We start from the raw sequence: 13391 nt of genomic DNA, 5'->3' as shown, positions 1-13391 counted from the left end.
ATCCGCAACAAGACTTGCATCTCGACAGATTGCACGTTCAGCCATAGCGTGCGTGGGTGTCAATATCTGACATAGTCTGTGACCAGGATTTGGATCATGTCGTTCGCCAAGGCTCAGGACCTGATCAGGCTGGCGCGTCTGGCTGCCACGCGGCGGACGGGGATCGGTCTTGATGAGATCTGCGAGGAATTCAGCATTTCGCATCGCACGGCGCAGCGCATGACCGATGCGCTGGAGACCGTGTTCACCAATGTCGAAGCGGTGGATGGCGACGACCGTCGGCGGCGCTGGCGTGTTGCCGACCCCATGCTCGACCGGCTTCAGACCCGCCAGGAAACGGCGGTCGAAGCGCTGGAGATCGCCGGCCGAACGGCGCGCGGCGATGGCCGGCTACGCCACGCGGCGGCCCTTGAAGACCTGCGCGACGGATTGCTGGCGCGCCTGACACCGAAGGATGCGCTGCGCACCGAAGCCGACGTCGAGGCGGTCCTGCTGGCAATGGGCTCGGTGACGCGCCCCGGCCCGCGCGTCAATCTGGCGCCGGCGGTGCTCGATGCCGTGATCGAGGGCCTGCGCGGCCCGTTTCGTCTGCGGCTGCGCTACCGGGACGAGGATGCGCCTGAACGGATCATCGAGCCGCACGGGCTCCTGCTGGGGCATCGCAGCTATCTGGTGGCGCGCCAGCCGGCGCGCGGCGAGGATATGCTTAACTTCCGGATGGACCAGATCCTGAGCGTCCAGACGCTGGATGAGAGCTTCAGCCTGATGCCCGGCTTTTCGCTGGAGGACTATGCGGCGCAATCCTTCGGCGTCTACCAGGACCCGGCGCAATATGACGAGGTCATCTGGCGGTTTGCGCCGCACGCTGCGGCAAGGGCGGCCGAATTCTGCTTTCACCCAAAGCAAACCGTTGAGGTGCAAGAGGATGGCGGACTCGTCGTGCGCTTTCATGCGGCGGGCTGGCTTGAGATGGCATGGCATCTCTATCAATGGGGCGATGCGGTTGAGGTTATCGCGCCCGAGGGGCTGCGCGCGCTGGTCGAAAATTACCGCAGGAGCGATTTTGGCGCCCTGCCATAAGGCAACAGGAACGAAGCGGAATGACCACAAAGACGGACCTCACCCATGCAGAACTGAAAACCAAGCAGCGCGCGATCCGCGAAGGCTTTCCGCAAACGATGGGCCTGCGCGTCCATCGCGCCATCAGCTGGATCGGCCGCGCCGAGGTCTGCGGAACCGACGACGACGCGAAATTCATCTTCCTATGGATCGCGTTCAACGCCGCTTATGCCGACGAGGGCGAATTCCAGACCATCCAGCCGGGCGAACGCGCCGCCTTTGCAGACTTCTTCGGAAAGTTGATCGACCTCGACGAGCAGCGTCGTATCTATGGGGCAATCTGGCAGCGCTTTTCGGGGCCGGTGCGGCTGCTGATGGAGAACCGCTACGTCTTCAATCCGTTCTGGCAGCACCATAACGGGATTGCCGGCTTCGAGGATTGGGAAGAGCGTTTCAAAGTCTCCTCCCGCGCCTTCGCGCAGGCCATCCAGAGCGGTGATACCAAGCGCGTGCTCAGCTTCGTCTTCGACCGGCTATATGTGTTGCGCAACCAGCTCGTTCATGGCGGCTCGACCTGGAACAGCGGCATCAACCGCACCCAGGTCCGCGATGGTGCCGCGATCCTCGGCTTCCTGATGCCCGTCTTCACCGATCTGATGATGGACAATCCCGAGAAGGACTGGGGCAAGCCCTTCTATCCTGTTGTTCCTTGAGCGTCGACGAGCGATACAATCTGATTGCTCGCGCTATCGATCCGCAACTCGACTGTCGGCGATTGCGAAAGGAGATAGGTAATCGAATCGCCGAGGCTGAACGGATAGAGCGCACGGTGGGAAGCAAGAGTCGCGACCGGCAACGCGCGATCGGAATACCGCAAACAAGCTTCAGCGATCCAGGCCGCCACCGGCAATCTGCCCAAATCAGTGGGCTTTCCAAGCACGATCCGCTTGCCTTTGTCGGTCCGCACGATTGCCCCCCAGTCCGCCTGAGATTGCAGGACCATATTTGTCATGCGACGGGTGCCTTCTCGCTCGCCATAAATCTCCGCCATGCGCCGATGGACTTCGGCGGAGGTACAATCCCCCTGGAGCGCGGCCAGACGGCCAACAATCTCCGCCACTTTTCCAAAGAACGGATAGGTAGCCAGGGCCATGCCCCAGGTGAGCACCGGAACGGAAATATCCGGAGCATCCCGATAGAATTTTACACCGCGATCGGCGAAACCGATCAGGTCGGGCCGAGGGTCCAACCACAGGCGGTTAAGCACAGTCCTGGTCTTCTTCTTGGCCGCTATGCCGGCGTGCGAGGCATCGAGCATCGCCTCAAGGTCATCAAGCGTGGCTATACCTGCTCTGATGCGGAGGGCAGTAGCGGCCCAATCCAACTGTATGAAACGATCAAATCCAATTTGCGGGGACGGCGAACTCATCAAATCGCTTTCGGCATGTTTATTCTTATAAACGGAACAATGAGCTCCTCGACTGATATCCCCCCATGCGCGACAATGTGGTCACCTTTCGGAACGAAGGCGCCGCGCGTACCCGCGTATAGCGGCAAGAAGTCCGGCGGTAGGCCGGGACTATCGAACCGGAAGGCATCGATGTCGGCTGGAGCCGACGATGCCAAAGTTTCACTGCGATAGGCTCGAACCCTTTCGCCCTTGAGTTCGGAAACCACGCCCTGACTAAGACGACCAATGCCTTCAGCATCGACATTGCCATGGTCGGCGGTGAGGTAAATCACATATCCCTGTTCGGCGAGGAGCAGGAATAGCTTTTCGACGAAACCCGTATCGCACCACGCACCGATCTGTCCGGCGATACCGCGCTTCCCCAACATCGCGCCGTGGACAATCTCATCGATCATATCGACGACGATTCCGGCAACCTTCGTTGCCGGCCGGGAGATAGCTTCCTCCAATTCAGCCAGTTGCTCGTTTCGCTTCAGACCTTTCTGATAAATGATCTCTGACTTGCGAAGGCCGTTCTCCTGCCAGAAGCGATCCCACAAAGACGGTTCCCGCGCCGTCGTTTCGATCGAGTTCGCGAACTCTCTGGGCTTGAGACCCGAAAATAACGCCTGCCGTGACACAGAGGTCAGCGTTGGCAGCCACGCGAAACACCCGCCTTCCTCCGCTGAGAAACCGGGCACGCGTGCGGCCAGATGCTCCCGGATCTGAATCCACTGATCCATGGCCAGACCGTCGAACACCAAGAGAGCCACCCGTTCTTCGCCGGCATTCCGACGTAAGGCCAGATATCGCGGCACGTGATGAACCATCACCGGGCCCTTTGCCGCAGGAAGCGATGGCAAGTCGGCGAAATGCTCGAAAAGCCAATCCTTCAACCGCTCATCCGCGTCGCGCTGCAAAGCGCGGACTTGCTGCTCTATGGGTTCGGCCACTCCCGCGTTCAGTCCGTTGAAGCGCGAGATCACCTCTCCGAGCCGACGCGCCATTTCTACCCAATCGCGATGCGTTGCCTCAACCGTGGGCAGGTCGGCGGCGATCTTCTGCGCACCTGCGGAGACAAGGTTGCCGAGTGCGTGGGGGTCATCAACCAGACCAACTTTGACCCAGTCTGGCAAATCAGCCGTTGAACTCGGTGCACCGACGGGCTGAAGGGCCCCTTCGAGGAACATGGTGTCGATGATGACCCTGACGTCGGGATGTTCAAACGGTACTGAGAGGTCCGGCAATGCCTCAACAGTCTCGTCGTTCGAGCGCCGATCGCTGCGGATCCCATACTGCAACAAGAAGCGGCCCCAGGCATCCTGCACCGCGCGCACCATATAGCTCTTGGACGAGAGCAGCTCCGCGATAGGCAGGTCGCCAAGGCGGGAGTCCTTCAAGATCCCCTCAACATGCCTAGCGAGCAGTTCCGGCAGCCCAGCGCCGCGGTAATGGAGCCGCAAAACCTCTCGCCAGAAGTCCTCGGGCCTGCTGAGCAGGTAAGGGCTGATGCGGAAGATATGGGTCAGGATGAAGTCCTTGGTCGCTCCTTCTCCCAGCGGCTGCGTGGCGTGTCTGTTGTGTGCCAGAAACAGGGTTTCATGGTGCTCGGAGTCTACTTGCCGGATTACGCTATAGCTCAACCTCGGAAACAGGTCGGCCAGGCTCAGGCTGACCTTGCGGCCCATCCGGACGTAGTCCCAGGGAAGAGCGTTCAGATCGGTTCCACGCAATTGCAGAATAAGCGCGTGTGCCGGTCCTTCTTCGCCCCGGTCCCAAGCGGCCCGATAACGCTCCTCATACTCCGTTCTGAAAGCGATGGAATCTTCGAATGGCAGAACCTCGAAGCCCCGATCCCGAAGTTCGTGGAGAATGCGCTCATCGAGCAGAAGATCGTCAGGATCGCAGGCAATCCAGAAGCGGGAAAGATCAGCAGGAAACTCCTGCAGGATGCGATCGGTCCAGGCGCTCATGATGTATCCGGTCCTGGTCCGCCGACACGCAACAGGAGAACGGCATTCAGATCGGGCGTGTAGGCCTCGGCGGCATCAAGCTGCGCCATGCGGGTATCATGATCGGCCCGCAGACGCTTGCGGCGGTAGCCCCGGACTGTCTGGAGCCCGACCCGGCCAATGGCCTGGTGCCGCACGTCGTATGCGTATTTGGCACGTTCGCGTTCTTCCTTAATTCGGGCCCCGTGTTCCGCCACCAGCTCCGCAAAGATACGCTCACCTTGGGCGAGCGCGGCATTCTTCGAGCGATCAAAGCAGCCATTTGCATCTGCGGCGGCAACGGCTCCGACGCTCTCGACCCGTTCCGTCAGAAGGAGATCCCAGATCCGCTTCGCTGTCGGCAGGAAGGTTCGCCCTTCGTCGTTCACGAAGACGGACAGGAAACGGCGACGACTGAAGTCATCGGCGGACAGGCTGATCTCCCACAGCGACCATACGCCCCGAACGCTCTCTGGAAGACCGGCAATTCGGACTGTAGGAAGCGGTTGACCCGAAACGCAGCGCGGCAAATCGCTGATCACTGCCCGAGCGCGGGGATCTTCAAGCGTCACCCATTCGACGTCGGGCCGCTCCTCGGCTGTCCTCGCGTCGAAGCAAACCTTGGCCGACACGCTGCCGTCCACCCAACGCACCCGCCAAACATCGGCTTCCTTGACGGCGTTCCCGCCGCGCGCGGGTAGTCCGGTCGTGATCGCCCGCTCTAGCCAGAACTGTGCCGGGTGGTCCCTCCATTTGCGCGCATCATCCGCATCAAGCTGGTGCTCATCGGACAGGAGTTCGCTGCTCTTCTTGCTTTCAGCGATGGTCGATCGAAGCTGCGATACAACCGCGTCGCACTCGCTTTCGATGGCGTCTGGGTTCTGGAGCCCCTGGACGAAGAGTTCATCGAACAGCGGCTCTGCTTCGACCGAGTCCATGACGTCGGCAGCCTTGTCCACGCCGAACTCTTCGGCAATGATCGCGAGCTTCGTCTCCAAAACCTCGCGCACGCGATGCTCGACCGTGTCCTCCAGGACAAAGTTGATCGCGCGCACAACGTGCGGCTGTCCGATACGGTCGACGCGGCCGATGCGCTGTTCAACCCGCATTGGGTTCCACGGCATGTCGAAGTTCACGATGACGTGGCAGAATTGGAGGTTCAGACCCTCACCACCAGCGTCCGTTGAGATCAAAATGCGGATATCGCGGGAGAACGACTGCTGCGCACGTGTTCGCGCTTCAAGATCCATGCTCCCGTTCAGCGTGACGACCGAAAAGCCGCGGCTTTCGAGGAAATCCGCAAGCATGGCCTGCGTAGGCACGAACTCGGTGAAGACCAGCACCTTCAGCTCAGGATCGCTCTCTTCCTGCTGAAGCTTGTAGATCAGCTCCAGGAGCGCCTCAGCCTTGGCGTCCGTCCCCTGTGCCTCCGTGGCACGGGCCAGGTCGAGCAGCGTGTCGACCTCGGCCTTTTCCATCTCCCAGCCCTTGGTCTGGATGGCGAGATCCCGATCGATGGTCAGGATCAGCGCATCATCCAGGACAGCGCGATAAAACCAGTCCGGCACGATCAGTTCGATACCATCGGGGCGGCCTGTGCCGTCGGTTCGTTCCTGCCATTCATTGATCCAGGAGAAGCGGTGTCGCCGTCCGTCTGCGGGCTGGCGGATCGTGGTCGAGATGGTGGTGGATTGCAGCCGGTCGAGCGCTGCCTTGAGACGCTGGTAATCGCGCAGGCTGGTGCCGCGGCCAATGAAGGTGAGAATCTCATAGGGCGTCGCCGCCATGAGCCGCGAGGTGCGCAGGCCTGTATCGCGCGCTTCGACGATCTGGCTGGCAGCCCAGATCAGGATATCTGCGTCCCAGATCGTTGCCATGCCGTGGTCGGCAACCGCCTCGACGCGGATCGCAATTTTTCCGGCGGTGAAGTCGATCGGGGTGATGCGATGTGATTTGGCGAGCGAGAAGAATGGATACGCCATGAGGTCCTGCGCGTCCCGCGGTGCGAAGTCACCGGGAAGCGCTCTGAACAGGTCGAGCTGCCCGCGCTCGGACGGAGAACGTCGCCGGATCGCCATGGGTAATCCTCGTGCGACGGTCAGCGATTGATGCCGCCGGACGGCCCATAGGCCGTTGGCGTGTGCCGTTTTGCTGGCAGAACCTGTCCGCGCGGATCGGAGGTCGAAGTAACCGCGCCGCGCGAAGCCCAGGCTTCGAGATCAGCTACCGAATAGACGACGCGCCCGCCGAGCTTGCGATAGGCCGGGCCGGTTCCATAGGTGCGGTGCTTTTCCAGCGTGCGCGCCGAAAGGCTGAGAAACACCGCCGCTTCCTTGGTGCGCAGGTAGCGTGGCGGCAGAGCGGCGAGATTGGGTCGCATTGTCGGGCCTCCGTGGCGTTGCCGGGCGCCGCTGCGGAGCAACGGCGGATCGCGATCACGGTGGCGAAGGAATGCAGGCGGGGTGGATGGGGAAGATAACTGGCGAACAATCCCCACCCCCGGCGTCGAAGCGCGCTCAGGATCGGCGACGATGCCTTAGCAATTTGCGATAGCCGCCATTGATGAGCGGCGCGGCACTTTCGACCAGCCCGATCACGGCATCGCGCAAGGATGAGGTCTTCCAGGGCTCGGCCGCGACCCGCTCGGGACCGAACAGAGCGATGGCGATCTCGCGATAGGTCGCGCCATTGGCCCGGCCGTCGGCGGCTCGCATCATCAGTCGGATACGTCGATGCTGGTACGGCGTGATGCGTCCGTCGCGCGTAACGGCGCGCGCGTTCAGCGCTTGCCAGAGCCGCAGCACCGCCTCGACCCGGTCGGGCAGATCGTCGTCGAGCGGCAGGATGACAGCCGAGGCTTTATCGGTCTTTTGGCCCGACAGCAGGAGGATCTGGGCGACGATGCCGCCGCGATGGATGGCATGGAGACCTTCCGGACTCGGGCGAACGCCGGCAGGCGCGGCCAGTGACGGTGACGGCGGCAGAAATTCCGGAGTGTCGTCAGCGAGCAAGACCGCCGGATTGGCGAGCGGCGACCATAGGACGTCCTGACGAAGCGCGGAAAGACTCGGACGAGCCGGGAAATCGCAACCCCCAGTGACGCTGGGCGTCGGTTGAATAGGGATGATCCTCGGCCTTCATGGCGACGAGCTCGCCATAATGCTCCTGGTAGCGTTCAAACCGCCGCAAACATTCCCATGCAAGCCCTTCGACCGAGAGCGTGTCGAAGAATTCATAGCGACGACTGTCTCGCCAATGGGAAGTGTCCGGTCGCACCCGTCCCTCCTCACGTGCAAAGCGCAGATCAGATTTTTCGCCGAGCTATTTACGACAAGATCTGTTGCAGCGGCATGACAGGGCGGCCAGCAATGCGGAAAATCTGCCGACAGGCCGCGAAACGCCGTATCGCCCCCGCGCGTCTACGTGCGCCGCGCCGGATGCGAACATCGGACCTATCGCTTCCAGAGAAGATGACGGTAGCCGGTCTGCGCCATCCATTTGGCGCGCGCCAGATGAGCATCATGGACCCGGCGTGCGCGATCCGGCTCGAGATTGGGGTCGATGCCAAACAGGATTTGAACGGCTTCAGTCCACTCGGCGCCATCGGCAGCGGCATCCAGCAGTCGCATGTAAAGCTTGATATGGGCACGGTCATAGGCGGTTAATTCGCTGGAGACCGGTGGTGCATCCTCGAAGGGTTCTATCGGGGGCATGTCAATTGCCTGGTGCGTGCTGCCCACTGCAGGACGCGGGGTAACACCAGATACTCCAAGATTGTGTGTTTTGGGAGAATATCGCCTGGAAGGAACACGGCGTCTGCCGCTTGCCCGTCAGCGCTTTTTGTCACCACCATCATGGACCAGCAGCACTCCGTGTCCACGCTCGGTCGACAGAAGGACGACACCGGCTGCTTCGAGAGCCCGACGGACCTGATCGCGCGTGCTTTCGTACACCTCGAGGCCGCTTTCGGATTCGAGGCGCTTGAGCGCGGTCAGTGATACACGGGCCTTGTCAGCGAGCGTCTCCTGTGTCCAACCCAGCAAGGCGCGCGCGGCCCGCGACTGTCGGGCGGTGATCATGCATGATCACCTCCCATTGCGACCGGCGCGCACTCCAGAACTACGACTATAATAGTCGTTCTTGGCAAATAGTCATCGGGAATTGGCCGTCTGTTCCGCAGCTACAGCGGCGCTGACCTTTGTTGTCGGACGACTGATTCGGCCGCCAAGGCTGATGGGATTGACCCACCAAAGAACGCCGAATGACGCTCAAACGTATCAATCCGTCCTACTGAGATATGTTTGCGGATCAAATTCTTGCCTTCCAGACCGCCTTGTGATACGTTTCCGGATCAAATCGAGCAAATTGATCTGTAAAGGATTCACATGAAAACCGAAGCAGAGGCTCTGGATATGATCGGCGACCATTTTCGGCGCGCACGGCTAGCGGCGGGCCTGACGCAGGAACAGGTCGCCGATCTCGCCGGCATATCCCGTCCCCGCTATCGCGACATCGAAACCGGAGCCGCAGCGGCACGCGCCACGACTCTGATCAATGTTGCAAGGGCGCTTGGCCTGGAGATGATGCTGGTTCCTCAGGCGATGGTCCCGGCCATTGAGGCGCTGCTCAGCCCGCAGGGCGAGGACGACCGGCCGGCTTTCAGCCCGCAAGCGGAAGGTGATGATGAATAGAGCCCGCTCCGCCGAAACCGTCCTGTCTCTCGATGTTCTCCTCAATGAGGTGAAGGTCGGCACGATCGTCAGGACACCGGGCGACTTCAACGCCTTCAGCTTCGATCCTGCCTACCGCGCGAGCGGAGGGCATCCCGTGTTGAGCCTGTCCTTCCGCGCGGCGACGGGAGGATTGCGCAAGGATCCACGCCCGGTGGCAGGCGCCTTGCCGCCCTTCTTTGCCAACCTCCTGCCCGAGGACAAGCTGCGCGAGGCGATGGAAAAGCATCACGCCCGGACCGTCCGGCCTGGCAATGATTTCGATCTGCTGGCCGCGCTGGGCGCCGACCTGCCAGGCGCTGTGCGGGTTATCCCGAGTAACGGAGATATCGTCGCTGCAACCGCTGCAGTTGAGGGCGAGCCGAAAGCGCGTTTCTCGCTCGCCGGCGTGCAGATGAAGCTTTCGGTGATGAAGAACACCGGCAAGGGCGGCGGGTTGACAGTGCCGCTCGGGGACAGCGACGGTCAGTACATCGCCAAGTTTCCTTCGACCGCCTTTCCAGGCGTGTCGGAGAACGAGTTCGCCAATCTCGCGCTGGCCGAAGCCATCGGCATGGACGTGCCCGAACGCGAGCTGGTGGGCAAAGACCAGTTCGAAGGCATCCCTGGAGAGTTCGAGACCCTGGCCGAGGGTCTGGTCCTTCTTATCCGGCGGTTCGATCGCGCCTCCGGCGCGCGACGAATTCATATCGAGGATTTCGCCCAGGTCTTCGGTATCTATCCGGCACGAAAATATGAAGGCGCGGCCTATCATGACATCGCCGCGGCTCTGAATGTGGCGATCTCGCCGATAGCGGCGCTGGAGTTCGTCCGCCGCCTGACCCTGTCGGTGGTCATGGGCAATGGCGACATGCACCTGAAAAACTGGTCGCTGATCTATCCCGGTGACGGCAATTCGCCCGCCCTGGCGCCGATCTACGACGTGCTTTCGACGGTTCCTTATATCCCGGCTGACAATCTGGCTTTGTCACTTGGCGGTGAACGCGCGTTCAAGGCCCTGACGCTGCCGCGGTGGAAGGCTTTCGCCAATCGGGCGCGTCTTCCAGAGCCCGCCGTCCTGAAAACTGTCAGCGAGACAGTAAGGCGCATCGATGCGCATTGGTGGAAATTGCCGGAACGTGATGCGATCCCATCGATCGTTCTGGAACGGATCGACGCCCATGTGAGGGCCATGATGCCTGTCCTCTTGGACTGAGGGCCGTTCCTTGGTCGGCTGACAGAGAAATGGCCCCGGCTTTGGCGCCGGGGCCATTTGCGCTTCAGTCGCCGCGACGCGGATTGGGGCGGGACCAGATCAGCGAGTAGGCTTCGCCGTCCTCGTCATCGAAGAGGTTGGCGTAGATCGGGGCGGTGAAGCTCGGATCATCGAGCTTGAGACCCAGATAATCGCGGCCTTCGCCCGAGCGCTTGGACCAGGCGGCACCGATCTCGGCGCGGCCGACCAGGACCCGGTGGCTGGGAGCGTTCTCGCCGTTTGCGCGGATGTCGGGAACGATACGCACGCCCTTGGCCTGGACACTGAGGGTGACGATTTCGCCGGTGAATTCGTTCGAACCGGTCTTCTTGAAGGTACCGATGGTCGCCATTTCAAATCTCCGTTTTCCGTTTTCGAGCCCGCACCATTGCGGCCTCGATGGCGATCGACGGGACGGAGACGATTGCTGGCGCATCCCCGTTTGCGGGGACTGGACAGCACAGGAGGGACTTTCTTGCTCGCGCGAGGAATGACGCGCCTCGGGGACCCATGGAACATGGGGTGGGGCCGTCAGGGGAAGAAAGTTGTGACGACGCTGTTGCGCCAAAGCGATCGAAGCGCGCGCCGCGCGCTGGTCTTCGGCCAGATCAGGCCATGGAAGAGGCCGTTTGGAGCGGTCAGAGATACGAGAAGAACGCAGATTCTGGCGCATTCAAGGTTCCGCCGGACCGGTCGCGACGAATGCCCGTGACGTCGCCCCTGTCCTTGGCACGCGTACCGATATTTGACCCAACCGAAGTCGGCGAGAGCGCATCCCGCCTGGGTTCCGCAATGTGCCCGCGAAATTCGCGCCATCCGTCCTGCGCTCCCGCTATGTGCCCATCGCTCCACCGGGCTGATGCGAGTTCACTACGCCGATCCCGCGCCCCTTATCTCTGACGACGGCAGGTTCATCCCTCTATTCTGGCCACCAACCGGATTCTGCACGCAGCTAGGTGCGCGCATGGCCCGTGCCAGCAGACTCGGCAAATGACATTGCCGCAAGCCGCAGGAAGCTCGTCACTCCCACGGCAATTGCGCCAATGACCGAGAAGATGAGCTGCCAGGTCTCGGACGGCATCATATGTTTGACGATGCCGAGCGTGGCGTAGAAGCCGGCGACGACAGCCGGAGCGACAAAGGCGAGTGCGATCAGCAACCGCGCCCATAGAGGCCGGACCAGAATGAGCAGGCCTTGAGCTGCCGCCAAGGTCAGGCCGGCAGCGAGTAATCCGACAAGAACGGCCCCGAGCCAGCCCGCGCCGGTGCCGTAGGCCCAGATACCGGCGTTCACCCCGATGAAGAAGGGCAACGCAAAGACGGCAAGGTTGAAAAGCAGCCAGCACATGAAGCCTATGGCGGCCATGGCGGCCATGGCGGCGAGAATACCGAGAAAGGTCATGGTGGTGTCTCCGTGCAATGGATTGGACGGTGCGCCTGCCACCACCTCCACGGCGCGATCGGAACAGTAGCAGAAGTGCCAGCGATCATTAAGAACAAATAGGGATCAAAGAGACCCCTGACCTTGTCCGGCCCTTTTCCTTGCTCTGCCTGGAGATGCTCGGATCGAGCGGCCCATCGCCCTACAGGCGATGTGTTTCGCCGGCATGACGGGACGTCGAGCCATCTCCGGTTCGTCGAAGGCCTTGAGGAATTGCGGGCGGCGCTCACGCGCCGCCCGTCGCGAAGCGGTAGACAGGAATGCCCAATTTGCGCGCCTTGTCGGCGAGATTGTCCTGAATCCCTGTACCTGGAAAGACGATGACCCCGATCGGCATCGTGCCGAGCATCTGATCGTTGCGTTTGAAAGGCGCGGCCTTGGCGTGTTTGGCCCAATCGGGCCTGAAGGCGACCTGCGGCACCTTGCGATTGTGGGCCCAGGTGGCGGCGATGCGCTCGGCGCCCTTCGGCGATCCACCATGCAGCAGCACCATGTCCGGATGCTTGGCATGAACCTGATCGAGCTTGTCCCAGATCAATCGATGATCGGTGGTCTCGCCACCCGAAAAGGCGATCTTCGTGCCGGCCGGTAACAGCACGTCATTGTCGGCGCGTCGCTTGGCGGCGATGAAGTCCCGGCTATCGATCATGGCCGCCGTCATCTGGCGATGATTGACCCGTGAACCCGAGCGCGGCGACCAGGGCATGCCGAGGGTGCGCAGATAGATATCGGCAGCGGTCTCGCGGAAAGTTTCCATGCTGTCGCGGCGCTCGATAAGGCTTTGCCCGACCCCGATCAGGGTCTCGAGCTGGACCGACTTCACCTCGGATCCGTCCTGTTCGCGCTGGAGGCGCTTCTGGGCCTGTTCGTTGTCGTCGAGCTTCTTTTCGATCCGTTCGACAGCGCGGTGGAAGGTATTGACGCTCGACCAGAGGATCTCGGCAAGGTCGAAATCGAGACTGGTGTCGGCCATGGTGGAGATCAGGGCGTCGAAAATGTCAGCGACCGCGCTCTGGATGATGTGATCCTCGGGCGTGATCCGGGGATCGGACTCGTCCTCTGACGGACGATAGCCGTAAAGCTCAAGCTCCTCGATGACATGGCCGGTGGCAGATGTCGCGTGATCGGGTTCGCGTTCGTCATGGGTGTACATGGCAGGCTCCGATGGCAAGGACCGCGACCGTCGCGGCCTGATGGCGACGACAAGCCCGCAGGCGGTCCGGCCAGGCAGCCCGAGCCTTTCGCGAGGGCCTCGATGGCAAAGCCCGGCTGATTTGCTTCGCGCTGTAAAGGCGGGGGAGACGGGGTCCCCACGCGACTAGTCGCGTGGGGTGGCGGGCCGCCGACGGAAATCAGTCGGGCGCCGCCATTGCCCGGCCGGTCCGTTTGTGGGCCGCTCGCCCTCTCGAAGGCCGAGGCGCGGTCCCCTGCCGAATAGAGAAGGCTTCCTGTATGCCGGCAACGGAACACAAGCACCCGCCCGCTT

15 protein-coding genes and 1 pseudogene are annotated in these 13391 nt (G+C 61.8%); 4 read left to right on the top strand and 12 right to left on the bottom strand.

The features are described 5' to 3' along the window. Positions 1-96: 96 nt before the first annotated feature. Both D8676_RS22640 and D8676_RS22635 read left to right on the top strand, forming a co-directional pair. A complete protein-coding gene (locus tag D8676_RS22640; protein ID WP_121583359.1) occupies positions 97-1080 on the top strand; it encodes a WYL domain-containing protein in 984 nt (327 codons plus the stop codon). 20 nt (positions 1081-1100) lie between these two features. Beyond that, a complete protein-coding gene (locus D8676_RS22635; protein WP_245427062.1) occupies positions 1101-1772 on the top strand; it encodes a HEPN domain-containing protein in 672 nt (223 codons plus the stop codon). On the opposite strand, the gene D8676_RS22630 is transcribed toward D8676_RS22635, so the two are convergent. From D8676_RS22630 to D8676_RS22595, 9 genes and pseudogenes are all read right to left on the bottom strand, one after another. Beyond that, a complete protein-coding gene (locus D8676_RS22630) occupies positions 1754-2488 on the bottom strand; it encodes a hypothetical protein (RefSeq protein ID WP_121583358.1) in 735 nt (244 codons plus the stop codon). The genes D8676_RS22635 and D8676_RS22630 overlap by 19 nt on opposite strands. After that, on the bottom strand, positions 2488-4482 hold the full coding sequence (pglZ, locus tag D8676_RS22625) for a BREX-3 system phosphatase PglZ (RefSeq protein ID WP_121583357.1): 1995 nt from the start codon (positions 4480-4482) through the stop codon (positions 2488-2490). Before pglZ ends, D8676_RS22630 begins: the two co-directional genes overlap by 1 nt. Continuing rightward, a complete protein-coding gene (locus tag D8676_RS22620; RefSeq protein ID WP_183097204.1) occupies positions 4479-5978 on the bottom strand; it encodes a helicase-related protein in 1500 nt (499 codons plus the stop codon). Before D8676_RS22620 ends, pglZ begins: the two co-directional genes overlap by 4 nt. Positions 5979-6008: 30 nt before the next feature. Then, positions 6009-6578 (bottom strand): annotated as a pseudogene (locus D8676_RS27455) (replication initiator protein A); the annotation flags it as partial. 20 nt (positions 6579-6598) lie between these two features. Beyond that, positions 6599-6880, bottom strand: a complete 282-nt coding sequence (locus D8676_RS22615; protein WP_121583355.1) for a helix-turn-helix domain-containing protein — start codon at positions 6878-6880, stop codon at positions 6599-6601. A gap of 136 nt (positions 6881-7016) precedes the next feature. Then, a complete protein-coding gene (locus D8676_RS22610) occupies positions 7017-7511 on the bottom strand; it encodes a DUF2285 domain-containing protein (protein ID WP_245427060.1) in 495 nt (164 codons plus the stop codon). Then, entirely contained in the window at positions 7501-7776 is a 276-nt protein-coding gene (locus D8676_RS27740; RefSeq protein WP_245427058.1) for a DUF6499 domain-containing protein, read from the bottom strand. Before D8676_RS27740 ends, D8676_RS22610 begins: the two co-directional genes overlap by 11 nt. A gap of 176 nt (positions 7777-7952) precedes the next feature. After that, the gene (locus D8676_RS22600) at positions 7953-8213 is read right to left on the bottom strand and encodes a DUF2285 domain-containing protein (RefSeq protein WP_121583353.1); all 261 of its coding nucleotides are present in this window, start codon (positions 8211-8213) and stop codon (positions 7953-7955) included. A 117-nt stretch (positions 8214-8330) separates the two neighbouring features. Beyond that, entirely contained in the window at positions 8331-8579 is a 249-nt protein-coding gene (locus D8676_RS22595; RefSeq protein WP_047166147.1) for a helix-turn-helix transcriptional regulator, read from the bottom strand. Positions 8580-8885: 306 nt separating this feature from the next. Between D8676_RS22595 and D8676_RS22590 the strand changes: the two genes are divergently transcribed. Then, complete coding sequence (locus D8676_RS22590; protein ID WP_121583352.1) at positions 8886-9191, top strand: helix-turn-helix domain-containing protein; 306 nt, start codon at positions 8886-8888, stop codon at positions 9189-9191. After that, entirely contained in the window at positions 9184-10425 is a 1242-nt protein-coding gene (locus D8676_RS22585; protein ID WP_121583351.1) for a HipA domain-containing protein, read from the top strand. Before D8676_RS22590 ends, D8676_RS22585 begins: the two co-directional genes overlap by 8 nt. 64 nt (positions 10426-10489) lie before the next feature. Here D8676_RS22585 and D8676_RS22580 read toward each other — a convergent pair whose 3' ends face one another. From D8676_RS22580 to D8676_RS22565, 3 genes are all read right to left on the bottom strand, one after another. Beyond that, positions 10490-10816 (bottom strand): DUF736 domain-containing protein, encoded by a 327-nt coding sequence (locus D8676_RS22580; RefSeq protein ID WP_047166144.1) that lies wholly within the window; start codon positions 10814-10816, stop codon positions 10490-10492. Between the two features lie 600 nt (positions 10817-11416). After that, positions 11417-11866 carry a hypothetical protein gene (locus D8676_RS22570; RefSeq protein WP_121583350.1) on the bottom strand — a complete coding sequence of 150 codons (450 nt, stop codon included), beginning with the start codon at positions 11864-11866 and terminating at the stop codon, positions 11417-11419. A gap of 265 nt (positions 11867-12131) precedes the next feature. After that, a complete protein-coding gene (locus tag D8676_RS22565) occupies positions 12132-13058 on the bottom strand; it encodes a DUF2493 domain-containing protein (protein WP_121583349.1) in 927 nt (308 codons plus the stop codon). Between the last annotated feature and the right edge of the window lie 333 nt (positions 13059-13391).

It is taken from the genome of Mesorhizobium sp. YM1C-6-2, assembly GCF_003666685.1.
Lineage (GTDB): Bacteria > Pseudomonadota > Alphaproteobacteria > Rhizobiales > Rhizobiaceae > Mesorhizobium_K.
This window is presented reverse-complemented; position numbering and strand designations above follow the sequence as displayed.